The following is a 22,229-nucleotide window of genomic DNA, read 5'->3' as shown; positions in this document are numbered from 1 at the left end:
TATGCCTAGAACGGGACTCAGCCCGGAAGAGATTCGGGAAAAAGCGACCGATGCCGCCGAAGAAAGAATTCGTCGGCACGGTTTTGATAAATTCAGATTGGTGGACATTGCTAAGGATTTGGATGTGAGCCATGTCGCCTTGTACAAACATTTTCCGGATAAGTCGGCACTTCTCGATTCCGTTTCGGAACGTTGGCTGCTTCGAATGGATGAGGCGCTTTTAAAGGTCACTGAAAAGAAGAAGAGTGCGAAAGATCTTCTTTGGGAATGGTTTCTTCTTTTTCATCAATTGAAAAAGGAAAAAGTGCAAACAGATCCGGAATTATACAAAGCGTTCGATAACGCCGCAGAAGCAAAAAAAACTTTCGTAATCAAACATGTGAACGAAATGCACAGACAATTGGAAGGGATTCTGCGGAAAGCTTTGGATGAGAAATCGATCCAAGGAGAATCTGCTTCTTCTTTGGAAAAAGTTTTTTTCGAATCAACGGTTGGATTCCACCATCCTAAGTTAGTGTATCAGCATCTAACTGAGAAAAGGGAAAAATTACTGAAACAAGTGTTGGAAACTCTTTGGAGCGGTGCAGGAGGATCTTGATGTGATGGATTCGGGAATCGCTTCATGACATTTCTTTAAGGTTGGACCGGATCGAATGAAAGACGATGTTTCTCTTTGGAAAGAGAAAATAACCAATGTTAAAAACATTACCGATGATGATTTCGATCTCATTCTACCGGAACCTCTTCGCCTTCTTTCTCCTTACCAATGGACTTCCGTGTCCGTCATTAAATCTATTTCAGAGTATCTAAAAACGGAAAAGGTAACTTCCTTTGTCGATCTAGGATCGGGTCCGGGTAAACTCGCCATCCTATTGTCTTTGTGGAATTCATTCCCTGTGACGGGAGTGGAAATTCGAAAAGAGCTGTTTCAATTTGCGGATTTTTGGAAAAAGAAATTAGATATCGGTCACTTGAAATTTTTACAAAGAGATTTTTTAAATTTTGATATTTCCTTATATTCTCATGTATATTGTTTTAATCCTTTGTATGAGCAAATGACCGGTAGACATTCGATTGATGAGAGTTTGCCGAAGTCTTCTATGTTGTACGTTCAGAATCTGATTCGATTGAAGGAAAAATTCAAGGAATTGAAGCCGGGAACTAAAATCATTACTTATTACGGATTCGGAGGAAGGATGCCTTCCGATTTCAAAAGGATTCGAAAAATCGGAAGCAGTTCGGATGAGTTGGAAGTTTGGGAGAAACTTCGTATCTGATCTAACAGAATGTCTTTTGTTTTATTTAAGTAATTCTATGGGAGCATTGTCATGAAAACGTATCGTATAGAGCTTCGAACTATCTTTAAATAAAATTCGATCCGGGTCTGCGATTAAATTATAATTTATTTTGTCTTCAATTTCATGTATTTTTATTCTTTTATCAGAAACAATCTTTTCAATTAATATCATTTTGGAATCAATAGGGGTCAGAAAATAGATACAATCTTCATCTTTACAAACGATTTCAAGTTTATCAAAACCATCGATATAGTGCTGAGGGGCGATATGAGTAGGTTCGTTACTGTGTAAAAAAGTCGTATATGCAAGTAGACTTTCTTTTTTAAAATTATTTTCAGCTCTTAATCTAAAAAATTCAATTTCTTGATAATCGCCATCGTTGTAGTTGGATGAAGCTAAAATTGAGGTATTTGTTTCCCAAACATTTGGATAAATTTCATCGATTGGTTCCGAGACTTGTTTTGCTCCTTTAAAGACTGCAAAAATGCAAGAATGTACATTAAAATTTTCGTCGCATTTTTCATTTCCTTCTTCTTTTGATTTTATTACAAGAGTATAATCTTTGTTTGGAGAAGGTACAGTTTTGACAATGGCTTTGAAGAGATCAAAGTAGTTGATTGATTTTGCCAGAAATGCATCGAAAACCCATCCGGTAGTACCGTTATGATTGACTTTAACCCAGAATCCGGTTTTAGAATCAATTGTTTCTGAAATAGTAGATTTTTCGATAACGGAGACGATCTTACCATATTCAATTTTCCCTATTTTTTCGGAATTTTGGTTAGGTTGTTTTCTAATGTTGATATAAGGTTTCGCTGAAACTAAAAGATATTCAGTATTGTTTTCAGTTTTTTTATTCGAGGCTTGTTCTTTGCAAAATGTAAAAAGAATAAGCAGAATGATTAGAATTGGATATTTCACTTTCGACCTTACGATAAGGATTGATCTTGTCATGAATATTAACAAGTGTTTTCTTAAAATTGTTCTATTGGGGTTTGTTTTAGAGACGGGATTTTTATATATCCCGTCTCTTTTGTTCATCTGAATTTAAATTATTCCGTATCTAAAAGTTCCCATTGACTGTTTTTTAAAATGTATGCTTTTTTTCCTTTGGCGGGAAGTGCATAGGTTTGAGAATCTTTATCGTTTCTAACTATGATGAAGTTTTCATCTCTTCGAATCTCTGTAAGTTTGCTCGCCTCGCTTCCAGATGATTGTGTCCAGGATCCGTCTGCGTTTCTTTGGAAGCTTACTTTTTGTTTAATCACATAACTAAAAGAAGACGCTTCTATGTTGATTGTGGACGGCAAAGGGGAATTATTATCCGTAGTTGCGGAAGATTCGTATTTTTTGATTGCAGCAAGAAAACTTTTTTCGTCGCTTCCTGCAAAATCGGACAGAATGAACTTTCCTTTGGAATCCATGATGAACATGGTAGGATACCCTTCGAATTTGAATTTATTCAAGTCGCCGCTCGTATCTAATACTTGTAAGGGGATGAACTTTGAATTTAACGTTTTGATGACAGAGTCTTTTGCGAACACTTCCGTTTCTAAATGTTGGCAGTAACCGCACCATTCAGGAGCAGTAACGATGGCGAAAATGTTTTGTTTGGAATTTGCCGCATTCGACTTAGCAGTGTTGAGGGAGCTGATCCATTGCACTCCACCTCCCACACTTCTGGACTTAACTCCAGGGGAAGCTTGTTTGTCTCCGGAAACAGTGATGCTGATGTTCTTTTTGATCGTTTTCGGTTCCAGACATTTTTCGGATGCAGTGATGCACCATTGGGTTTTGATTTCCAAAGCTACGTTAGTTGCCAATTTGGATGCGTTTCTTCCTCCTGTTTCAAAAACGGTGAGTACATAAGTTCCCGCTTTTGTAGAACCTTTTCCGGGGAGAATGTAATCTTCTCCTTTTTTCTCGGAAGAAGGTGCTTCTTTTATGATGACGCTGAAACCTTTGGTTTTCGTGGAAAATTCTGTGGGAATATTGAAGCTGAGTGCGGAAACTTTTTTCACATATAAGTGTTTATCTTCCGGTACGAAAACATCTACACTGATATCTGCGTTTCCTCCCGATTTGATTTCTAGGCTGGCAGGCTGAACTTGAAAAGAACTCTCTGTTTGAGCCAATAAGGAAGTGGATAGAAAGATGGAAAAAAGAGCAAACGCTTTGTATTTGTCGTGGATGACCTTCATAAAATACCTCGGGCGAGAATTTACGCAAAAAAATATTTTTGTCAATGGGAAATATACGATTTTTTAAAAAAATAAAAGAGTCTGATGAATGAAATATGTAAATGAGATGCGAATATAAGGATTTGCCACTCAAGATTGAAAGGTCGTGCTTTCTATATAAACAATGGTATTTTGCGCTTTCGTTTCAGAGACATCGATCCATGGCAGTTTCTACAATCGTTTTGTAGAGTTGACCGATATCAAATTCGAAACAGGAGAAGAATCTTTTGTTCTACCTGTTATAAAAAACGAAATCTTTTCCTCCTATAGAAAAGACGCCTCTTCCTGTCAAAAAGAGTTCGGCTGAAGTCAAATGATTTAGAGAATACATGGATAGGATATATGAACCGGTTCATCTTCTTTCTGATCCTCATTTTATTTCTGAAGAATTGCACTACGATTGCCACTAGAACGGATACCAAAAACAACCAAGCTCCTGAGAAAGGAAGTTTTGCGTTTCAAGTAGATCCGAACGATATCAAAGCGGATTTCATCTCGAAAGTGATTCGTTATCGATTACAAAAAATGGGGTTTAAGGAAAATACATCCTCTCCCGACTTTTATATTTCTTTTCGTTATTCCGTGAAGGGGGCGGGGGAATGGAAGAGAGTGGTCACTCAAACTTCAGGACCTTATGGAGGTTATCCGTATTATTTCGGATATGGATATTCGAGTGCGAATGTGTATTCTACGGAGATATACAACAAAATGTTTTCCGTTCGTTTTTTGGATACGAAAGAGAACATCCTTTGGCATGGAGAATCGAACGAAGAAAATTCATGTTCCGAGATCATCGTTACTGTTCCCGAGTTGATTGTTTCCGTTTTAGATCAGTATCCGAAATCTTTTCTGAATCGAAAACGTTCTTTCTTTCGAGGGGACGATGAAACTTCCGAGATTCGAAAACAATTTCCTGAAGTGGATTGGACTTGTAACTGAGATAAGGTGTTGCGCCAAGGATCGAACGAGCGCCCCCGTCGAGTGAGAGCCTGATCGCGGTTTAAAGAAAAACTGCTGTTTTAAAACCGGTGCGAGGCGCCCACAGTTATACATTTCACCCGTCCGTTCTGATGGAAATCATACGAACGGGTTTTCGTTAAATTCTTGTTACAGCTTCGGAGAAATCATATCTTCCGGACGCACCCACTGGTCGAATTGTTCTGCAGTGAGAAGCCCCAATTGAATTCCTGTTTCTTTGAGAGTGGAATTGTTTTTGTGTGCCGTTTTTGCGATTTTCGCTGCGTTGTCGTAACCGATATGAGGATTGAGAGCAGTCACTAACATCAGTGAGTTGTTCAAGTTGTATTGAATGTTCTCTTGGTTCGGTTCGATTCCTCTGGCACAATGTTCTTCGAAGGAAATCGCTGCATCCGCAAGAAGTCGAATCGAATTCAAAACGTTGAAGATGATCACCGGTTTGAAAACGTTCAATTCGAAGTTTCCGGAAGATCCTCCCACGTTCACTGCCACATCGTTTCCGATCACTTGAGCCGCTACCATCGTCATCGCTTCGGATTGAGTAGGGTTCACCTTACCAGGCATAATCGAAGATCCTGGTTCGTTTTCAGGAATGGTGATTTCACCGATCCCGCAGCGAGGGCCGGAAGCGAGCCATCGAATGTCGTTTGCTATTTTCATAAGAGAAGCTGCGATCGTTTTCAAAACTCCGCTGACTTCCACAAGAGAATCGTGGGCGGCAAGCGCTTCGAATTTATTTTCCGCAGTGACGAAAGGAAGTCCTGTTTCTTTGGCAATGGCTGCTGCACCTTTTACGGCAAATTCAGGATGGGTGTTGAGTCCTGTTCCTACTGCAGTTCCACCTAATGCGAGTCTGTAAACGGAAGGAAGTGTTCTTTCTACTCTTTCGATTCCGTAGGTCAATTGTTGTACGTAACCTGAAAATTCTTGTCCGAGTGTGAGAGGAGTTGCATCCTGTAAGTGGGTTCTTCCGATTTTGATCACATTTTGGAAGGCTTCCGATTTTTTTTGTAAGGTGGCACGAAGAGTTTTAAGTGCAGGAATGAGTTTGTGTACCAATTGTTCTCCTGCAGCGATATGCATTGCTGTAGGAAAAGTATCGTTGGAGCTTTGTGCTTTGTTTACGTCGTCGTTCGGATGGATCGGTTTTTTGGAACCCATCACTCCTCCTGCCATTTCGATAGCGCGGTTGGAAATGACTTCGTTCACGTTCATGTTCGTTTGAGTGCCGGAACCTGTTTGCCAAACCACCAAAGGAAAATGATCGTCTAATTTCCCTGCGATGACTTCGTCCGCCGCTTTGAGGATGAGGTCTTTTTTATCTGCAGCAAGAATGCCTAACTCGTGATTTACGATGGCTGCGGATTTTTTTAGAATTCCGAAGGCTCGAATCATTTCTCTGGGAAAACGATCTCCTCCGATTTTGAAATGGTGAAGCGACCTTTCCGTTTGGGCTCCCCAGTATTTACTGGATTCAACTTCTATTTCGCCCATAGAGTCTGATTCTTTTCTAGTGCTCATAAATCCTCTGATTTAAGTTTATTTACGGTTCCTATTTTATAGAATAAATGATTATGGAAAGGAAAAACGGAAAAAGAAGAAAGGTTTTTTAACTTGTTCGATCATTTAGGAAATCTAATATAGTCTTTGGTCTTTTTGCACGATATAGATAGAAAGAGACAGTAAGAAACAAAGGAAAAGCCATTGGGAAACAAAGAAACACAACCAGAAAAGAAATCGGGAAAAGGGTCTGGCGGAGTTCGTTATGATGCGTCTCAAAAAAAAGAGATCTTAAAATTCATCGAAGATTACAACGAAAAGAACGGAAGAGGCGGTCAATCCGCAGCAGCTGCTCAATACGGAGTATCCGTACTAACTTTGATCAACTGGCAAAAGCAGGATGGAACCGCTCCTAAGGCGAAGAAATCCAAACCGGCTAAGAAGAAGAGAAAATCGGCTGTGAAAAAAAGGAAAGTTTCCGCTAAGAAAGGTAAGAAGAGAAGTCCTCGAAAAACGGCTAAAAAAGCTGCCGGTAAAAAAGGGCGAGTGAATGCAGGAGTTGGTTTTGCCGGAAAAATCCAAGCGATCCTTTCTCAAATTTCTTCCAATGAAAAAACAATTTCTAAATTGGAAGCTTCCAATAAATCCCTGAAACAAAAGCTAAAACGATCGATCGGATAATTTCCATTTCGATCTGAGCGTAAAAGACATGCGATTCTTTTCGATCGCATGTCTTTATCAAAGCATTAAAAGAACGAATTAAAACGGTTTATAAATCGCCAAATAAGCGGCACAAACTCCTAGTAAAGGAAAGCCCACCCATAGAACTTTTGCAATTGCAGGTTTTCTATATACTACTGCCAGCAAACCACCAAACGTAAGCCAAACGACGATCTTTGCATATACCCAACCCGGCCAAGAACCGTGAGGAATTCCCAATCGAGCCATCATTCCGAAACCGGCAACAAGAAGCAGAACCAATGCCAGACCGTGTGTGATTGCGGCGATGGATTTCCATTTATTCGTAGATTTTGTTCCTCCGTTGATGGTAAAGAGAGCCACTCCTCCCAAAGATAGGAATAATAAGAATATTCCTAACATGTGCATGAGTTTGTAGATTTGATAAGACATAAAGAACCTTTCCTTTTCTATATGACTTCATCCTTTTTCCGGGGATTTATTTATCGATTGTTTTCCCGAAACTAGGATCAAAAAAAATGATTCTATTTGAGAACGACTCCTAATATAGGAAGAAGCGATGGGAAACGATTTGAAAACTTTGATTCTTTTAAGAGGCCTACCGGGAAGCGGGAAAAGCAGTTTGGCGAAGATACTTTCCGAAGATGGAAAATATCCCGTCTTTTCCGTAGATCGTTATTTTACGGATCCGATTACAGGGATCTATGAATTTCGTTATCAGGAAAATCATTTGGCTTATCGGGCTTGTGAATCGGACACACGATCTGCCATGGAAAATGTGGTACCTAAGATTTTCGTAGACAATACGTTTACGATGGAATGGGAAATGAAACCTTACTTCCTGCTCGCTTCCGAGTACGATTACACAGTTTTCACAATGACTTTAGAAAATCGGCATGAAGGAGAAAACATTCACGGAATTACGGATGATCAGATGAAGAAGATGGCTTTGGGTTATCAAGTGGAACTTTTGCCGGAAAGATTGAGAGAGAAATAAAGGAAGGGAGAAGAGAAATTGAGGTAGCAGTGGAGAGAGTAGAAGGCAATTCCTTGTTGCAGGTACCACAAAGGACACTCTGCAACAAGAAGGTAGGAGAGATTATCTCCAGTTGTTTGTTTTTGGTTTTGCGATGTTTACTTTCATCTCACGGTTAAGAACGTTCTTTCCGTTTAGATCTTTGATCGCATTGTCTGCTTCTTGTGCATCTTTCATTTCGATGAATCCGAAACCTTTAGATCTTCCGGAGTATTGGTCCGTGATGATTTTAGCGGAAGTTACAGCACCATGTGCTCCGAAAAGTTCGCCGAGTTTTCCTTCGGTCATATCGTAAGAAAGGTTACCAACATAGATGTTTACTGACATATTAGTGTCTCCAAATTTTGTTTTTGGACTCGGAAATTCCGATTTGATAACGACGGATGGCCCAATGGTAAATGGGATTGGTAGGAACTCCAGAGGAATGCAAGGAACGTAAGACAAAGCTATCGGCGTGCAAGCTAGAAAGGACTACTTCGGCGGTAAAAAATCAACAATACTCTGAATCTTCTACCAGTTTAAATTCCCGCATTGGAAATTGCAATAGGAAAGAAAGATTCAGAGAGGGTTGCAAAGAATTTTTTTTGAACACGGATCAGTGATGATGATGTCCGCCCGGTCCATGCACATGCCCATGTTGAATTTCTTCTTTAGTGGCTTCGCGAATCGATTTGATGGTCACGTCGAAATGAAGAGTCTCTCCAGCTAACGGGTGATTGCCATTCAAAATGACATCCGCTTCACGAACTTCTTGTAAGTAGAGAACCATTCGTCCGTCCGCAGTGTCCGTTTGGAATTCCATTCCGATTTCCAGTTCCGCTTCCGGTGGTAGCTCCGCTTTAGGAACTTGGAACACAAGAGATTCATCATATGTCCCATAACCATCTTCCGGAGAAACAACCACTTGTTTAGAATTGTTTTCAACAAGGCCTTCCAGCTCTTTTTCTAAACCAGGGATAATATTCTGCCATCCGTGTAGGTATAATAACGGTTCGTCTGATTGGTCCAGAGTCGCGCCCTGGGAGTTTTTTAGGTGGTAGGAAAATCCGACAACCTTTCCTTTAGTGATTGAATTTGACATCTTGATTACAAACTACCAATCGAAAAAAAAACTGCAACCGAATAAAAGATTGGTACAAAACGATAATGGAAGAATTTGATACTCGGTAAAAAAAATATCTATGAATTGGTCTCTTCTCATTCAAGTCCTTGGTGGTCTGGGAATTTTCATCTATGGGATGAAGCTTCTTAGTGAATCCTTACAGCGTGTCGCCGGAGAAAGATTGCGTTCCTTTTTGTCTTCCATGACAAAAAACAGACTTTCTTCGGTTTTGAGCGGAACTTTTATCACCGCCACGATCCAATCCTCCTCCGCCACAACCGTCCTAGTCGTAGGTTTTGTAAATGCCGGGCTGATGCAGCTTACGGAAGCGGTCGGCGTCATTATGGGAGCTAACATCGGTACAACGGTTACCGCTTGGATCGTTTCCTTATTAGGTTTTAAGGTCAACATCGCATCTTTTGCACTGCCTGCCATCGCTATCGGAATGGTGCTTCACTTTTCCAAAAAAGAAAGCAGATCCGGCTGGGGCAGTTTCCTGATCGGATTCGGGTTTTTGTTCTTAGGTTTAGACTATTTAAAAAATGCGGTTCCGGATGCTGCGAAAAGTCCGGAGACATTCCAGTTTCTGGAACAATACACGAATATGGGTTTCAACACCATACTTCTGTTCGTATTGATTGGAACTTTACTTACGATCATGGTTCAATCTTCTTCCGCCTCCACCACAATCACAATCACATTGGCCTTCTCCGGATACATTCCGATCGATGCCGCTTACGGAATGATTTTAGGTGAGAACATAGGTACCACAATCACTGCGAACCTGGCGGCTCTTCCCGGAAATAGAAACGCAAAAAAGGCGGCTTTGGCGCATACCGCATTCAATATATTCGGCGTGGTTTGGGCTTTAGTCTTCTTCAAATTCTTCACAGGCATTGTAGACGATTTGATTCCCGGAGATCCTTTGACAGACAAAGAATCCACTCGCTTTCATATCTCTTTCTTTCACACAATGTTTAATGTGATCAATACTCTGATCCTCATTTGGTTTGTGAACACTCTGTCCAAGTTTGTGAGCTGGATCGTGGACGGGTTCGCATCCAAAACGGCAAAAGACGGAGATTCCATCCAACTGCTTCAGGCGGGAGCCGTCAAAACCACCGAACTTGCCATGGTGGAATTGGTCGAGTTCACTAAAAAAATCATCAGAGAAACCTACGATTTTTTCCGCCTGACAGAACAACTTCTCCTCCACCCTTATGATGCTGCGAAAGTGGTGCAGGTTTTGAAAAAAGAAGAAGAACTGGATCAAGTCAGAACGCAAGTTTTGACCTATCTCAATCAAATTCAAGAAACAGGCGTGACAGGTAATTTTGCGAAAGACGTTTTGGGAATTATGGAAAGAGTGAAGTCCATCGAAGAGATGGGTGATAACTTTGCATCCATCGCCAGAAAAGTAAGAAAGGCGCACCGCCAAAAGGTAGTATTGGACAAATCGTTCCAAACTGCAATCAAAGAACAGATTGAACTATTGAAACATCATTACGATCTTCTTTTGTCCAATTTGGAACATAGTGAATCTTTCGATATTTTGGGAAATCCTCAGATCAGAAACCAAAGCCGCGAATATCGTTACCAAATGATTCGTGCTTTGAAGAAAAACGAATCTAAGGTGAGAAAGAAAAAATACCAAAAGAAATCTAATTTTCTACCGGCTCTGTTGTACAGAGACGTTGCCAGAAACTTGGACAACATCTCCCGATTTCTAAATACTTCCATTTACGCAGACGTATAGTTTCTAAAACATACGTTTGTTGTGCGATTCGGAAAGCCGCTTTACGCGGCTTTTTTGTTTTAAATCTTGGCATAAATTCAAAGTAAGAATCAAATCTATGTCAGATCCGAATTCAAATCAAGGCATCCTCCTTTCGGACGGTTTTCAATTACAATATAAAATCGAAGGCAAAGGAATTCCTGCGATCGTAGTGGGAAGTTCTTTGTACTATGACCGTACATTCTCTAAAGAACTGCGGGAACATTTGAAAATCTATTTTCTAGATCATAGAGGTTTTGCTCCTTCCAATTCCAATCGGGACAAATCCACGTACGAATTGAACCTTCTTCTGGAAGATATAGAACTCGCACGTAAGGAATTCGGATTGGAACAGTTCCTTATCATCGGCCATTCCGGGCACGGATTTTTAGCCTTGGAGTATGCGAAAAAATACCCTGCAAGAGTTTTGGGAGTTGTGATGATGTGTCTTGCACCTTCTTACTCTTATGCGAATCATGCAGAGTCGGAAAAATATTTAGCAGACTCGGTAGATCAGGGAAGAAAGGAATTTTTAGCCGGGAACATGGCTTTGCTGGGCAAAAAAATAGAAGAAGCTCCCGAAAAAGCGTTTATCACCTATTGTCTGCTTACCGGTGCAAAAAGCTGGTACGATTATAAATTCGATGCTTCTTCTCTCTGGGAAGGAGTCGAAGTGAATATGACGATGTTCGATTATGTTTGGGGAGAAGTGTTCCGAGATATCGACATCACCCAAGGACTTGCAGAATTCCACAAACCTGTATTTCTTGCTTTGGGAAGATACGACTTTCTGGTTCCTCCTCCTTATACCTGGAATGCAGTAAGGGATTTGTTTGCGAATTTGACGGTTCGAATTTTTGAGAAGAGTAGCCATGCTCCTCATTTTGAAGAGTCCCAATCTTTCGACAAAGAATTGTTGGATTGGAGCCAAGGGATCGGGTCGGTTTTAAAATAAAATCGTTGTTAAGTGTCAATTCCCAAGGAATTTGTAAAGAGTTTATTAAATTAGTACCGCACGGAAATGGGGAACAACTATGAAGAAGAGCTTAGTTTAACTAGAGTATTCAGAGCGGTAAAAGGGTGTTTCATAGTTCCTAAGTTCAGCTTGCTATCTTAGCGTTATTGGAAATAAGTAGATCTTCAATTTGAGTAGATAATAATTTGATTATTTTTACATCAGTTGGAAAGGAAAATAATCGAGAAACATCGTTATTTTTTGTCTGAATTAGAATTTTTAGAGAGTATTTTTTTCCTTTCGAAGCTTTTTCTAGCTTTTCTATCGCATCATCAATTGTTTCATTCTCTTTTTGAATTTTAACTGGAACTGGGCTTCCGTTGAGATGTTCTTTGAGGAATCCGTCAATACCAGTATTTCGTTGAACAGGGAAAGCGTTAATGTCAGATAAGATTGCTAATTCTTTTTCTGTTTTTTCCGAGTATTCTTCTAATCCTTTATTAAGTAAATTTGATTCTGTAACGATCATTTCTTCTAGACGTTTTTTCGTAAGATCAATTGCGTCGATAGATCGATCAATGCCTATATACTTTCTATTTAATAATTTTGCGGAAACGCAAGTTGTTCCACTACCGCAAAATGGGTCTAAAACTATATCACCTTCATCTGTCGAAATGTTCAAAATTTGATTAAGTAACAAAATTGGTTTTTGAGTAGGGTAACCACTTCTTTCTTTTGCTTTTGGATTTAGATAGGGTATTTCCCATACATCAGAAAGAGGAACACCTTTCTTTTCTTTTCCGAGAACAATATTCCCTTCAACGTCGCGTTTATAGGCAGATTTACCATTTTCGTTCCGCTCCCGTTCTTGTAATATTTGATCGAGATTAGTTGTAGCTGAGTAGCTCGTAAAAATAGTATTAAATTTAAAATTTCTAGATTTAGAATAGAAAAAGATAACTTGGTGCGAGTTTAGTAAACCTTTCTTGGAATTTGACCAGCGTTTATATGCCCATACTATTTCACTTTGAAAGTTATCTACGCCAAATATATCATCTAAAACAACTCTTATGTTATGCGATGCGGTTTTGTCGCAATGAAGAAAAACGCTACCAGTGTTTTTTAATACTCGCTTGGATTCGATTAATGTTTTTTTTATTAAATTCAAATATTCTGATATAGATTCGAACTTATCATCAAATTCGAATTTTTTACTATTATCTCTTGTTGATAGAATGTGCTTTTTTTGGGTAAAAAAGGGAGGATCAAAATAAACTAAATCTATAGTATCAGATTTTATTGTTTTGAGTATTTCATGGCAATCTCCATGGATTATTTCATTCATAGCCATTTTCATCGTATCCTTTTTCAGCAATTTCGATTAAGAATTCTTTTAAATTTACGCCTGTATTTTTTTGCAAGTACCTCCAGGCATCATCTCCACCATAATACTCCCTCCCCTCCTATTCCAGAATAAAGTGTTTTTAAAGTCTCTTAAATTCTTTTGGCTTGGTCTCTTTGTGGATAATAAAACATCACTCTAATCGGTTTGTAACCATGATTTTTATCACTTTTGATTTTGTATTACTTTTGATTTTCGAATAACAACTAACTTGTTTTTTTGAATTAAATGGGAAATGAATTGTTATTTAAGTTCATTCGTTTTCAAACCATCTCGAATAAGATAAAAGTAATATCGTCTTCCGGAGAGGTGGTTTTGTTTCTTTTACGGATGTAGTCTTCCATACTTGCGAAAAGTTCGTCGATGGAATCTCCCCAGCGGCGATCCAGCCATTTGAGAAGTTCTTTCTCTCCCGAGCCGTCCGTATAAGCTTTGTCACCTGCTTCGTTTCTTTCCCAAGCTTCCCAAAGCCCGTCCGTAAAGAGTAAAATTTTGTCTCCTATGGCGAGAGGATACTCCTCTTCCGGATACACCAATTCTTTGGAAAAACCGATGAGTTTTCCTTTCGGGCGAATTGCTTGGATTTCTCTTTCTTTTCTTTTCAGCCAATAGAGAGCAGGGTGTCCCGCATTCGCCACCTTCAGTGTCTTTTGATTGAGGTCTATGAAGACTGCGGCCGCGGTAAGGAATTGGTTTTTATAATTTCCAACTAACGATTGATTGATTCTTTCGAGCATGCGGCCCGGGCTGCTTGCATAATGAATCGATTGCGTATAAGCGATTTTCAACATGGCGGCTTCGATGGCCGCAGGAACACCGTGTCCCGTTACGTCTGCAATCAAACAGCTGATATGCACCATTCCCGCTTTGGTGATATCGTAAAAATCCCCTCCTACGAGAGAGGCGGGAATATAACCGGCTTTGGTTCTAAGTCCTTCCGATTCGGGAATGACTTGGGGAAGAGTGGACTCTTGCAGTTTTTGCGCCAGAATGAGTTCCTTTTGGAACGCCATGATTTTCTGTTTATCGATTTCCGCTTTTAATTGTATTTTCTCTTTTTCTTTTCTAACAATTGATATGCGGTCTCCCAAACCGAAAGCCATAAGAATCACTTCTATCGCCATGGAGATTTGAAACGCATTCTCCGTAAAAGAATTCACGGGAAGGACTCCCATATACTTCAGAAGGCTTGCAATCCCGCCTATGATCACGACCAAAAATGCATAAAAGAAAAAACGAGCCGGTCTAAATCTTTTTATAAACGCCACATAATAGGAAACAACCGAAGCCCCTAAAGCCAGAATCATGGAGAAATAATCTCCTACCTGGTTCATCAATCGATAAGGGAGAAGAGGAAGAAGCAGTATACAAACTAACGGAATGAACATCATCGTTTTCAATGCCTTATATCCCGTTCGTGAACTTTCTTTTAAGTTCATAAAGGTGATGCTCATCGGGAAAGTCGTGAATAGGAATATAAAATAAAGAAGGTTGTGTGCATTCCAAACGATTTCGGGAGAATTGGGAAGAAAGAAAATCGGAATGTGGCCGTTGAGAGAAAGCTGAAATAAAATGGCGGAAAAGATAAGATAGATTACGTAGAAGATGTACGCTTTGTCCTTTACCAAAAAGAAAACGAACAAATTGTACAGGGTCATCACTCCTACGATTCCGAAGTAAATCCCTTGGAGGATAAAATCTTCCATTGCAAATTCGTAAAAATCTTTCTCTTTGGCGACGTACAAAGGAACGGACATGGAACTTTGAGTTTCTACTCTCAGGAAAAGAGTTCTCGTTTCTCCGGGAGACAAACTCAGCAAATGCCCGAACCCTCTGTATTTGATTTCTCTGGAAGAGAAAGGAAACAATCTACCTTGTATTCTTTTGGCGTAAGATCCGTCCGAATACACATCGTAGAAATTTAATTCATCTAACAAAGGATATTTGACGAAGACGATGGTGTTCGTGACGAATTCGGACGAATTGCGAAGATGAAAACAAAACCAATAATCTAGAGGAGAGTTTCCGAAGTTGGGAATTTTGCCTTGGGGATCGATCAATTTTAGAGAAGGTCCCGTATGCAGTATCGATTCTATGGAAAGGGTTTCGTTGTTTGTGCTGAAATATCTTAAATCCCTGGAGAGTTCGAACTTTCCTACAAGTTCGCTGACCTCGATGGTTCCTGCTCCCGGGCAGAATTCATTCGCTTCTTTGGAAAATAAGAAATTAGGGAAAAGGAAGAGGGCGAAAAATAGGAGTGAGGCGGAGGTTTTGAATCTATAGCGTTTGCAGAAATTTTTTAGATTTGAATTTGTGCGAACCATAGCTGGAAAGCTCCAAATCTATATAAGAAGCTTTCCTTTGTAAATCCGTTTGCGAATACGAATCGGATATTATTTTCCGATTATGTAGCTACTGGTTGAATTCCCGCAAGAATGCGAAGAGAATCGTAAGCTTTTTCTTTTTGGGCAACCTTGGTTTTGTTTACCGCTTTGCGAATGATCACATCCCATTGTTTTTCAGGATGTTCTGCTTTCATGTTCTCCAATATTTCGAGAACATTCTCATCGTCAGAAGCGTTAAAAATCTCTTCCGAATCGTAGCGAAATAGCCCAAATAGGCCATCAATGTAGTCACCTACACTCATGCTGTCTTTTTCACCCGCAACGATTTTCTTTTTTTCCATTTTTCGCAGATCTCTTTCTCTGCGTTCTAGTTCTGTACGTTTCATTGTCTATGACCTCTTTGTGAACTAGTTCACTTTTTGGTTCTATCTGCCATGATTTGGCAGACTAAGCCCTCTGGACAGAAAAAAGCCTAAAAAATTGTCTCGATTTTTTGAAGCCTAACCCATTTGATGAAAGGAAATGAGGCTTTCTAAAGGATTATCAGCGTTTTTGCTTCTGATTCTTTTGTCTCAGTCTCTGTTTCTGGGGAGCGGCCTTTTAGGAGTTTGCCTAGAAAATCAATCTAAGATCTGCAAGTGTAACCACGGTTCCCGTAAGGAAGTGCATTCCTCTCACAAAGACGATTCTCTTTTTTCTGCGAAACAGAAACGAATTCCGACGAAATCCGCCTCCAATTCTTCTTATGAAGAAGAAATTTCAGCGAATTGTCATACTGCCAAGGCAGGGGAGCAACATACCTGTTCTTGCAAAAAGAAAAAAGACTCTTTGGCCAGACTCTCCATTCATCATCAAGTTTGGATTTCTTGTTTTAATTCCCATCTCTCTTTAGACATTTCCGATTGGGAAAAAGTTTCCCCATTTGCCGCAGGTTCTTTGGCGGACGGATGGAATGGGAAACTCATCAAACCGCCCCGCTTTTCCACCATTTAAGTTTCTCAAATCAAAATCTTACAATGAGTAGTGAATCTACTCTTATGAATTTAACTATAAGTGGTGTTATATTATATGAAAAAATTATCGATTGGGATCGTTTTATTGATCCTAACAATTGTTTCGTGCAAAGAAAAGGACAATAACGAAGACCAAAATCTAGGACTATTGGCGTTGGTCGCATTATCCGGAGGTATTTCCGAAATTCCTTTTCAATTGTCCGTAGGAACGGATACAAGTTTCGGATGCAATAAACTCGTTACGAGTCAGCAGGTCTCTACAAGTACGAATTTTTATCTGAAGGATGCCAGGTTTTATGTCCATGATGTGAAACTTGTGAAAGCGGACGGAAGCACCGTCGATTTTACGTTAACTTCGGATAACAAATGGCAGACTTCCAAAGTGGCTCTTCTCGATTTCGAAGACGGAACAGGTGATTGTTCTTCCGGAACGACAGAAACGAATAAATCCTTAAAGGGATCTGCACCTCTAGGAAGTTATGTGGGTGTGGAATTTAAAGTAGGAGTGCCTGTGGAATTAAACCATATGCTGAATACGACTGCGGATGCACCGTTGAACAGTAGTGCGATGTATTGGTCTTGGGTATCCGGTTACAAATTTATGAAGTTTGAGTGGGTGACTAGAGACGGAGCGGCGACGAACGGAACTTTCCACTTAGGAAGCGGTACTTGCTCCGGAACGGGATCCAGTTCGACTTGTTCCATCATCAACGTTCCTACGATTACCGTGAAAACATCGGGAAGTGTGGCATGGAATCCAACTTCGAATCCGGTTTATTTTGATGCGAAAGCTCTAGTGAACACTACGAACACGAACCCGTCTTCCGGGGGGGCTGCACTTACTTGTATGGCGGGAAATGCAAATGCTGCTTGTAAACCATTGCTCAATAATGTGGGCGTAAAAGAAACAGACGGTACTTCTTTGGGAAGCCAAAGTACTTTCTATATTAAGCCGTAAAATTTAAACTTAGAGGGAGGTTAAGGTCAGCCTCCCTCTAAGAACTGTAGGATAAATATGAAATTAAATTCCTGGCTCTTACTTATTAGTCTTACCTTTGGATGCAATCTTCTTAAAAAAGATTCTGGATCTAAAAACGAAGATTTACTGTTGCTCCTTGCTTTGATCCCAAGGGGATACCAATGGAATCTTCCTCCCGGATTTCCCATTCCTGTGGTACCTGCCGAAAATCCTATGTCTCAAGAAAAGGTGGACTTAGGAAGGTTTCTTTTTTTCGATTCGAACCTTTCCCAAGATAGAAGTTTGTCTTGCGGAGGTTGCCATAAACAGTCGTTAGCTTTTTCGGACGGACGTCAGTTTGGAATCGGAATTACCGGTGAAGCCCATCCTAGAAATGCGCAGGGATTGGCAAATGCTGCCTATCATCCTAGACTTACCTGGAGCAACCCGCAACAGAGAACTTTGGAGAGCCAATCTAGGACTCCTATGTTCGGAACGACTCCCATCGAGTTGGGTTTATCCAATGATGAATATTTAAGCAGACTTAAGGCAGATTCCAGATACATTCCTCTTTTCAGTGCCGCCTTCGGAGGAGGAGCGGATTCAGTGACCGAACAAAACGTTCGTTTTGCTTTGGCTAGTTTTCAAAGAACTATGATTTCCGGTGGATCCCCTTTTGATCATTATAATTTTCGAGGCAATACTTCTGCATTGACCGCTTCCCAAATCAGAGGGCTTCGTGTTTTCAACGGGGAAGTAGCTGAATGTTTCCATTGTCATGGAGGATTCAATTTTACGGATACTAGCTTCCATAGTCAGAATACAACTCAGGAAGTGTTCTATCACAATAATGGAACTCATACCAAAGTTTATTACGATGCTCTTTCCATCGAAAAACAAGGATTAAGAGAAATCACTTTGGTAGAATCGGATCAAGGAAAATTCAGGGCTCCGAGCCTTAGAAACGTAGGAGTTACTTTTCCTTATATGCATGATGGAAGTATTATGTGTGATAATAACGCAAACCCAAATCATGCTTCTGGAATCGCTGCAGGAGCTACCAATTTAACATGCGCTCGCAATGCATTGACAAAAGTGGTAGAACAATATAGCTGCGGTGGCGTAGGTGCTGGCTGTCTGGGAAATTCTGACCCGAAACATCCCAGTATAGACACCACACTCATTCGCCCTTTTACTCTCACCGCTCAGGAAAAAACGGATCTAGTTGAGTTTTTACTTTCGCTTACGGATTCAGAATTTCTTTCCAATCCGTCCTTTTCGAGTCCATTCTGATGATACGAAAGATTCAAAAACGATTTCAAGTAAGCATCCTACTATTATTCCTTCTTTTGGTTTCCCACTGCACCTTCGGGTCCGTGGGGGACAGCAATTCAGAGAAACTTATACTTCTGCAAAACCTATTGAGTTTGAGAAATGGAATGAAGTATTCGTTTAACACAAATTTGCAGGGATATGACGATCAAGCGGATGATGATTTAACTTCCTTTAGTTATACGACCGGAGGAAATACATACGGGATTTCTTTGAAGGCGGAATCCTATGTTCAATGGGAGACAGGGATCTATCGAATCAATCCTCCTGATAGATTGTTCGGGATTCTTTCCGAGCGTTCGACAGATGCAGTCGATTCATCTCAAACTTTCACAGGCAAAACTCATACCCCTTATACGGTTCCTTTGGATTTGCCAAGTGATGATTTGTATGGAAAGTCCTATTCCTTTCTCAATCCGGGGAAGAATGTCAATTTTTTGCAAAACAATTCCGTCAATGAAACGGGTGCCGCTTACTCGTTTACTTCCACCAAACAAATACCTGATGCTCCTGGAGGAGTTGTTTCTCTAGCAGGAATCTCTTGGGAAGAGATGTATCTTTCTGCGACGATCACACAAGGAGCGAATACTTGGACAGTGCAGATCCTAACAGGACAAGGAAATCTTTCTTTGCGTCCTAAATGTAAATTGAAGACGGAGGGAAGAACAAAACCAGTATCCATCGGGCTTCAATATTCGAATCTATTCCGAGACTATATAGAAAGCGGAAGCACCATAAGCTTTTTGCAGAGATTGGCTTCTTTGAGCACCGCCTCCACCATCGTAGTCACTAGCGTTTCCAATACGAACCTATACACTCCTTTGATCAAAAACTTGAATACGGAAGACTTGGTCTTAAGTTTTCCTGGATGCATTCCTGGAGTGGAACGATGAAATCAAAAATGAATTTTTTATCCATTCCATTTCTTCAAAAAACGACTTCGATTTTTCTAATCGTCTTCATTTATTTTTTCGTCTCCGGTCTTGATTTTCTTTCAGCCCATCATACTGGTTCGTCTGACAGTCCGAATGCGACAGCAAGGTTTGTGGATCCGTTTACCGGAAAAAGGGAAAAACCGTCCAATTATTTGGTGATAACTCAGGATTATTATAAGTCGACAAGAGAAAACAGCAATCTCTACACCACCACACTCTTTGCCGAGATGAATTTTTTCGACGGACGATTTGCACTAAATGCATCCGTTCCTTGGAACTATTACCAGCAAAGAGAAAGAAGCGATGCGGCCAGGATCGGCAAAACATATTTAGGATTTAAATACCAACCTTTCTTCGACCTAAGCAAACCTTACTTTCTTGTGATCGAAGGTTCTGTGGGATTTCCTTCCGGTCCGGATACGGATAAATTTACGGGAGGGGATTATTATGCAGGCGCCGGTTATTTAAAGTTAGGTTATCTTTACGAAAAATGGGCCTTCGTCACCAAGCTGGGAGGAATCCGCCCTTTGTCCCGACCGCAGCCGAACAATCTTCAGGACAACGATGGAATTCCTTATTGGTTTCGACTGGCATCCGGGCAGGCGCCTTCTCCTACATACGAGTTTAAAAATACGACCGTTCTTTCCGGCTATGTCACTTATTATCTGATCCCTGAAGTCTCCTTATTTGCAGGAATGTTGTATCGAAATCCCTACAACGGAGTCGATTACTCACAAAGCAAAGATAAGGCGAACCCTTCTCATTTTACCGAGGGATCCGGCGGTTTTTCCTGGAATTTTTCGGAGAAATACAATCTGAGCGTGGCGTACAGATACCCTCTGCAAAGGGATCGGGACTACCGATTGTATCATTCTGCGTGGACTTTCGCCTTTTCCATGGAGTGGGGAAGCGATTGACAGGATGAGCGCCATTTCTACCCTGCAATGGAATCATTCAAAATAAGAGAATCCACGAAAAGGTAATCAAATGAGCAATGTTGAAATCGTACCAGTTGGAGAACTTCCTCCACTCGGAGTCGTTCCGAAAAAAATGCACGCACAGGTAATCCGACCTGAGCGTTACGGAGAGCCGACCAAGTCCTTTCAAGCTGAAGTTATTGATGTTCCTGAAATTGCACCTAACGAAGTATTGGTTGCCGTAATGGCGGCCGGAGTGAATTATAATAACGTATGGGCCGCACTCGGTTATCCGGTAGATGTGATCGCAGCCAGAAACAAAAAAGGGGAACCTGAAAAATTCCATATCGGCGGTTCCGATGCTTCCGGAATCGTTTATAAGGTCGGTGCCGAAGTAAAAAACGTAAAAGTAGGGGACGAAGTAGTCGTTCACTGCGCTATGTGGGATCCGAAAGACCCTTGGGTCGTTGCAGGAAAAGATCCTATGTTCGCACCCAGCCAAATCATTTGGGGTTACGAATCCAACTGGGGATCTTTCGCACAGTTCTGTAAAGTGCAAGACCACCAATGCCTTCCTCGTCCAAAACACTTAACATGGGAAGCCTCTGCGGCATACATGCTTGTTGCTGCAACCGCATATCGTATGTTACACCACTGGAAACCGAATGATGTAAAACCGGGCGATGTGGTGTTGATTTGGGGAGGTGCAGGCGGACTAGGTGCTATGGCCATCCAAATCGTTAAAGCGGCAGGAGGAGTTCCTATCGCAGTAGTATCTTCCGACGATAAAATCGACTTCTGTAAAAACTTAGGCGCTGCCGGAGTGATCAACAGAAACAATTTCAAACACTGGGGAGCTATCACAAGCGACATCAACAAACAAGAAGTATTCGCCCAATGGACGAAAGATGCTCGTGAATTCGGAAAAGCAATCTGGGATATTGCAGGAAAAGGAAACAATCCTCAAATCGTTTTCGAACATCCGGGTGAAACCACTTTGCCAACTTCCACATTCGTTTGTGAGACGGGCGGTATGGTAGTGATTTGTGCGGGAACTACAGGTTTCAATGCGACATCCGATCTTCGTTATTTGTGGATGAGACAAAAACGTCTGCAAGGTTCTCACTTCGCGAACGACGATAATTGCCGCGATCTGAACAATCTAGTGATCCAAAAGAAAGTGGATCCTGTTTTGGCACGAACTTTCGACTTCAATGGAACGGCAGAATGCCATCAATTGATGCGTGAAAACAAACACCCTGCAGGAAACATGTCTATCCTCGTAGGAGCAAAAACAACAGGATTAGGCGCAAACTAATTCCAATTAGCTGGGCGCCCTCCCGCCGTCTTCATTCGGTTTTTCAATGAATCGAAGTAAGGCGGGAGCCGGGCTCTCCGCTCCAATCAAACGAAAATTATTCCCCGCTCTCGGTCGCGGAACTTCCTGTTCCGACTCCCGAACTCCGGCATCCCTGCCTCCGTCACCGCTAGAAATAATTTTCGTTGTTTAAGAAAAAATCACTTACCAATTTTCGCTGCGATCCCTGGCGCGTTCTGGACCAAAATCAATCCTTGTAAATAAAACTCAATTTTTGTTAGGTGGTTGTGAGAGTATACTTTCCCCGCCCGATCTGAGGGTGGGGAACTAGTGGAGTTCCTACCAAAAAACGGACAGAAAAATCAAGCAATCCTTTGATCATATATCTTACGAAATTCCATAGGACTTGTAAAGTCCAAAGTAGAAT

23 protein-coding genes are annotated in these 22,229 nt (G+C 40.9%); 13 read left to right on the top strand and 10 right to left on the bottom strand.

Annotation, left to right across the window (positions count from 1 at the left end; translation table 11 throughout):
• The first annotated feature begins 1 nt into the window (after position 1).
• Together EHS15_RS06875 and EHS15_RS06870 are read left to right on the top strand one after the other, a co-directional pair.
• Entirely contained in the window at positions 2–598 is a 597-nt protein-coding gene (locus tag EHS15_RS06875; protein ID WP_135759821.1) for a TetR/AcrR family transcriptional regulator, read from the top strand.
• Between the two features lie 55 nt (positions 599–653).
• The gene (locus EHS15_RS06870) at positions 654–1,277 is read left to right on the top strand and encodes a methyltransferase domain-containing protein (protein ID WP_135759820.1); all 624 of its coding nucleotides are present in this window, start codon (positions 654–656) and stop codon (positions 1,275–1,277) included.
• 21 nt (positions 1,278–1,298) lie between these two features.
• On the opposite strand, the gene EHS15_RS06865 is transcribed toward EHS15_RS06870, so the two are convergent.
• On the bottom strand, positions 1,299–2,219 hold the full coding sequence (locus tag EHS15_RS06865; protein ID WP_167884177.1) for an SH3 domain-containing protein: 921 nt from the start codon (positions 2,217–2,219) through the stop codon (positions 1,299–1,301).
• A gap of 131 nt (positions 2,220–2,350) precedes the next feature.
• Positions 2,351–3,499: a thioredoxin family protein gene (locus EHS15_RS06860; protein ID WP_135759818.1), complete on the bottom strand. Its 1,149-nt coding sequence runs from the start codon at positions 3,497–3,499 to the stop codon at positions 2,351–2,353.
• Between the two features lie 381 nt (positions 3,500–3,880).
• Between EHS15_RS06860 and EHS15_RS06855 the strand changes: the two genes are divergently transcribed.
• Positions 3,881–4,477 (top strand): DUF4136 domain-containing protein, encoded by a 597-nt coding sequence (locus EHS15_RS06855; protein WP_135759817.1) that lies wholly within the window; start codon positions 3,881–3,883, stop codon positions 4,475–4,477.
• Positions 4,478–4,645: 168 nt separating this feature from the next.
• On the opposite strand, the gene fumC is transcribed toward EHS15_RS06855, so the two are convergent.
• Positions 4,646–6,037 carry a class II fumarate hydratase gene (gene fumC, locus EHS15_RS06850; protein WP_135759816.1) on the bottom strand — a complete coding sequence of 464 codons (1,392 nt, stop codon included), beginning with the start codon at positions 6,035–6,037 and terminating at the stop codon, positions 4,646–4,648.
• Between the two features lie 183 nt (positions 6,038–6,220).
• Here fumC and EHS15_RS06845 point away from each other — a divergent pair, with 183 nt between their 5' ends.
• Positions 6,221–6,697 (top strand): hypothetical protein, encoded by a 477-nt coding sequence (locus EHS15_RS06845; protein ID WP_135759815.1) that lies wholly within the window; start codon positions 6,221–6,223, stop codon positions 6,695–6,697.
• A gap of 78 nt (positions 6,698–6,775) precedes the next feature.
• Here the strand turns inward: EHS15_RS06845 and EHS15_RS06840 are convergent, their stop codons facing one another.
• Positions 6,776–7,147: a hypothetical protein gene (locus tag EHS15_RS06840; RefSeq protein ID WP_135759814.1), complete on the bottom strand. Its 372-nt coding sequence runs from the start codon at positions 7,145–7,147 to the stop codon at positions 6,776–6,778.
• A 127-nt stretch (positions 7,148–7,274) separates the two neighbouring features.
• Between EHS15_RS06840 and EHS15_RS06835 the strand changes: the two genes are divergently transcribed.
• Entirely contained in the window at positions 7,275–7,712 is a 438-nt protein-coding gene (locus EHS15_RS06835; protein WP_135759813.1) for an AAA family ATPase, read from the top strand.
• A gap of 102 nt (positions 7,713–7,814) precedes the next feature.
• Here the strand turns inward: EHS15_RS06835 and EHS15_RS06830 are convergent, their stop codons facing one another.
• The gene (locus EHS15_RS06830) at positions 7,815–8,078 is read right to left on the bottom strand and encodes an RNA recognition motif domain-containing protein (protein WP_135759812.1); all 264 of its coding nucleotides are present in this window, start codon (positions 8,076–8,078) and stop codon (positions 7,815–7,817) included.
• Positions 8,079–8,346: 268 nt separating this feature from the next.
• A complete protein-coding gene (locus EHS15_RS06825; protein WP_210416312.1) occupies positions 8,347–8,832 on the bottom strand; it encodes an FKBP-type peptidyl-prolyl cis-trans isomerase in 486 nt (161 codons plus the stop codon).
• Positions 8,833–8,932: 100 nt separating this feature from the next.
• Here EHS15_RS06825 and EHS15_RS06820 point away from each other — a divergent pair, with 100 nt between their 5' ends.
• Entirely contained in the window at positions 8,933–10,609 is a 1,677-nt protein-coding gene (locus EHS15_RS06820; RefSeq protein ID WP_135759810.1) for a Na/Pi cotransporter family protein, read from the top strand.
• Between the two features lie 97 nt (positions 10,610–10,706).
• Entirely contained in the window at positions 10,707–11,582 is an 876-nt protein-coding gene (locus EHS15_RS06815) for an alpha/beta fold hydrolase (RefSeq protein WP_135759809.1), read from the top strand.
• A gap of 145 nt (positions 11,583–11,727) precedes the next feature.
• Here EHS15_RS06815 and EHS15_RS06810 read toward each other — a convergent pair whose 3' ends face one another.
• From EHS15_RS06810 to EHS15_RS06795, 4 genes are all read right to left on the bottom strand, one after another.
• The gene (locus EHS15_RS06810) at positions 11,728–12,927 is read right to left on the bottom strand and encodes a DNA-methyltransferase (RefSeq protein WP_135759808.1); all 1,200 of its coding nucleotides are present in this window, start codon (positions 12,925–12,927) and stop codon (positions 11,728–11,730) included.
• Between the two features lie 149 nt (positions 12,928–13,076).
• The gene (locus tag EHS15_RS19485; protein WP_210416313.1) at positions 13,077–13,160 is read right to left on the bottom strand and encodes an ApaLI family restriction endonuclease; all 84 of its coding nucleotides are present in this window, start codon (positions 13,158–13,160) and stop codon (positions 13,077–13,079) included.
• An 87-nt stretch (positions 13,161–13,247) separates the two neighbouring features.
• The gene (locus EHS15_RS06800; RefSeq protein WP_135759807.1) at positions 13,248–15,308 is read right to left on the bottom strand and encodes a 7TM diverse intracellular signaling domain-containing protein; all 2,061 of its coding nucleotides are present in this window, start codon (positions 15,306–15,308) and stop codon (positions 13,248–13,250) included.
• Positions 15,309–15,388: 80 nt separating this feature from the next.
• The gene (locus tag EHS15_RS06795) at positions 15,389–15,715 is read right to left on the bottom strand and encodes an LB_289 family protein (RefSeq protein ID WP_135759806.1); all 327 of its coding nucleotides are present in this window, start codon (positions 15,713–15,715) and stop codon (positions 15,389–15,391) included.
• A 136-nt stretch (positions 15,716–15,851) separates the two neighbouring features.
• Between EHS15_RS06795 and EHS15_RS19215 the strand changes: the two genes are divergently transcribed.
• From EHS15_RS19215 to ccrA, 6 genes are all read left to right on the top strand, one after another.
• Positions 15,852–16,322, top strand: coding sequence for an LIC_11090 family protein (locus EHS15_RS19215; RefSeq protein ID WP_210416311.1), 471 nt, complete (start codon positions 15,852–15,854; stop codon positions 16,320–16,322).
• A gap of 75 nt (positions 16,323–16,397) precedes the next feature.
• Positions 16,398–17,300 (top strand): MbnP family copper-binding protein, encoded by a 903-nt coding sequence (locus EHS15_RS06785; protein ID WP_135759805.1) that lies wholly within the window; start codon positions 16,398–16,400, stop codon positions 17,298–17,300.
• 51 nt (positions 17,301–17,351) lie between these two features.
• Positions 17,352–18,593, top strand: a complete 1,242-nt coding sequence (locus tag EHS15_RS06780; RefSeq protein WP_425460631.1) for an MbnH family di-heme enzyme — start codon at positions 17,352–17,354, stop codon at positions 18,591–18,593.
• Positions 18,593–19,525, top strand: a complete 933-nt coding sequence (locus EHS15_RS06775) for a hypothetical protein (RefSeq protein WP_135759803.1) — start codon at positions 18,593–18,595, stop codon at positions 19,523–19,525. The genes EHS15_RS06780 and EHS15_RS06775 overlap by 1 nt, the downstream gene beginning before the upstream one ends.
• Entirely contained in the window at positions 19,522–20,484 is a 963-nt protein-coding gene (locus EHS15_RS06770) for an LIC11086 family outer membrane transporter (RefSeq protein WP_246051923.1), read from the top strand. The genes EHS15_RS06775 and EHS15_RS06770 overlap by 4 nt, the downstream gene beginning before the upstream one ends.
• Before the next feature lie 70 nt (positions 20,485–20,554).
• A complete protein-coding gene (ccrA, locus tag EHS15_RS06765) occupies positions 20,555–21,802 on the top strand; it encodes a crotonyl-CoA carboxylase/reductase (protein ID WP_135759802.1) in 1,248 nt (415 codons plus the stop codon).
• The last annotated feature ends 427 nt before the right edge of the window (positions 21,803–22,229 follow it).

Origin of the sequence: Leptospira idonii, from assembly GCF_004770995.1 — a bacterium.
GTDB lineage: Bacteria > Spirochaetota > Leptospiria > Leptospirales > Leptospiraceae > Leptospira_A > Leptospira_A idonii.
The sequence above is the reverse complement of the archived record's forward strand: the minus strand, read 5'-3'. Positions and strand labels throughout refer to the sequence as shown.

Coding starts and splice junctions, on each gene's coding strand:
- EHS15_RS06875 (WP_135759821.1), top strand. CDS start 2: ATGCCTAGAACGGGACTCAGCCCGGAAGAGATTCGGGAAAAAGCGACC.
- EHS15_RS06870 (WP_135759820.1), top strand. CDS start 654: ATGAAAGACGATGTTTCTCTTTGGAAAGAGAAAATAACCAATGTTAAA.
- EHS15_RS06860 (WP_135759818.1), bottom strand. CDS start 3,499: ATGAAGGTCATCCACGACAAATACAAAGCGTTTGCTCTTTTTTCCATC.
- EHS15_RS06855 (WP_135759817.1), top strand. CDS start 3,881: ATGAACCGGTTCATCTTCTTTCTGATCCTCATTTTATTTCTGAAGAAT.
- fumC (WP_135759816.1), bottom strand. CDS start 6,037: ATGAGCACTAGAAAAGAATCAGACTCTATGGGCGAAATAGAAGTTGAA.
- EHS15_RS06840 (WP_135759814.1), bottom strand. CDS start 7,147: ATGTCTTATCAAATCTACAAACTCATGCACATGTTAGGAATATTCTTA.
- EHS15_RS06835 (WP_135759813.1), top strand. CDS start 7,275: ATGGGAAACGATTTGAAAACTTTGATTCTTTTAAGAGGCCTACCGGGA.
- EHS15_RS06830 (WP_135759812.1), bottom strand. CDS start 8,078: ATGTCAGTAAACATCTATGTTGGTAACCTTTCTTACGATATGACCGAA.
- EHS15_RS06825 (WP_210416312.1), bottom strand. CDS start 8,832: ATGTCAAATTCAATCACTAAAGGAAAGGTTGTCGGATTTTCCTACCAC.
- EHS15_RS06820 (WP_135759810.1), top strand. CDS start 8,933: ATGAATTGGTCTCTTCTCATTCAAGTCCTTGGTGGTCTGGGAATTTTC.
- EHS15_RS06815 (WP_135759809.1), top strand. CDS start 10,707: ATGTCAGATCCGAATTCAAATCAAGGCATCCTCCTTTCGGACGGTTTT.
- EHS15_RS06810 (WP_135759808.1), bottom strand. CDS start 12,927: ATGAATGAAATAATCCATGGAGATTGCCATGAAATACTCAAAACAATA.
- EHS15_RS06800 (WP_135759807.1), bottom strand. CDS start 15,308: ATGGTTCGCACAAATTCAAATCTAAAAAATTTCTGCAAACGCTATAGA.
- EHS15_RS06795 (WP_135759806.1), bottom strand. CDS start 15,715: ATGAAACGTACAGAACTAGAACGCAGAGAAAGAGATCTGCGAAAAATG.
- EHS15_RS19215 (WP_210416311.1), top strand. CDS start 15,852: ATGAGGCTTTCTAAAGGATTATCAGCGTTTTTGCTTCTGATTCTTTTG.
- EHS15_RS06785 (WP_135759805.1), top strand. CDS start 16,398: ATGAAAAAATTATCGATTGGGATCGTTTTATTGATCCTAACAATTGTT.
- EHS15_RS06775 (WP_135759803.1), top strand. CDS start 18,593: ATGATACGAAAGATTCAAAAACGATTTCAAGTAAGCATCCTACTATTA.
- EHS15_RS06770 (WP_246051923.1), top strand. CDS start 19,522: ATGAAATCAAAAATGAATTTTTTATCCATTCCATTTCTTCAAAAAACG.
- ccrA (WP_135759802.1), top strand. CDS start 20,555: ATGAGCAATGTTGAAATCGTACCAGTTGGAGAACTTCCTCCACTCGGA.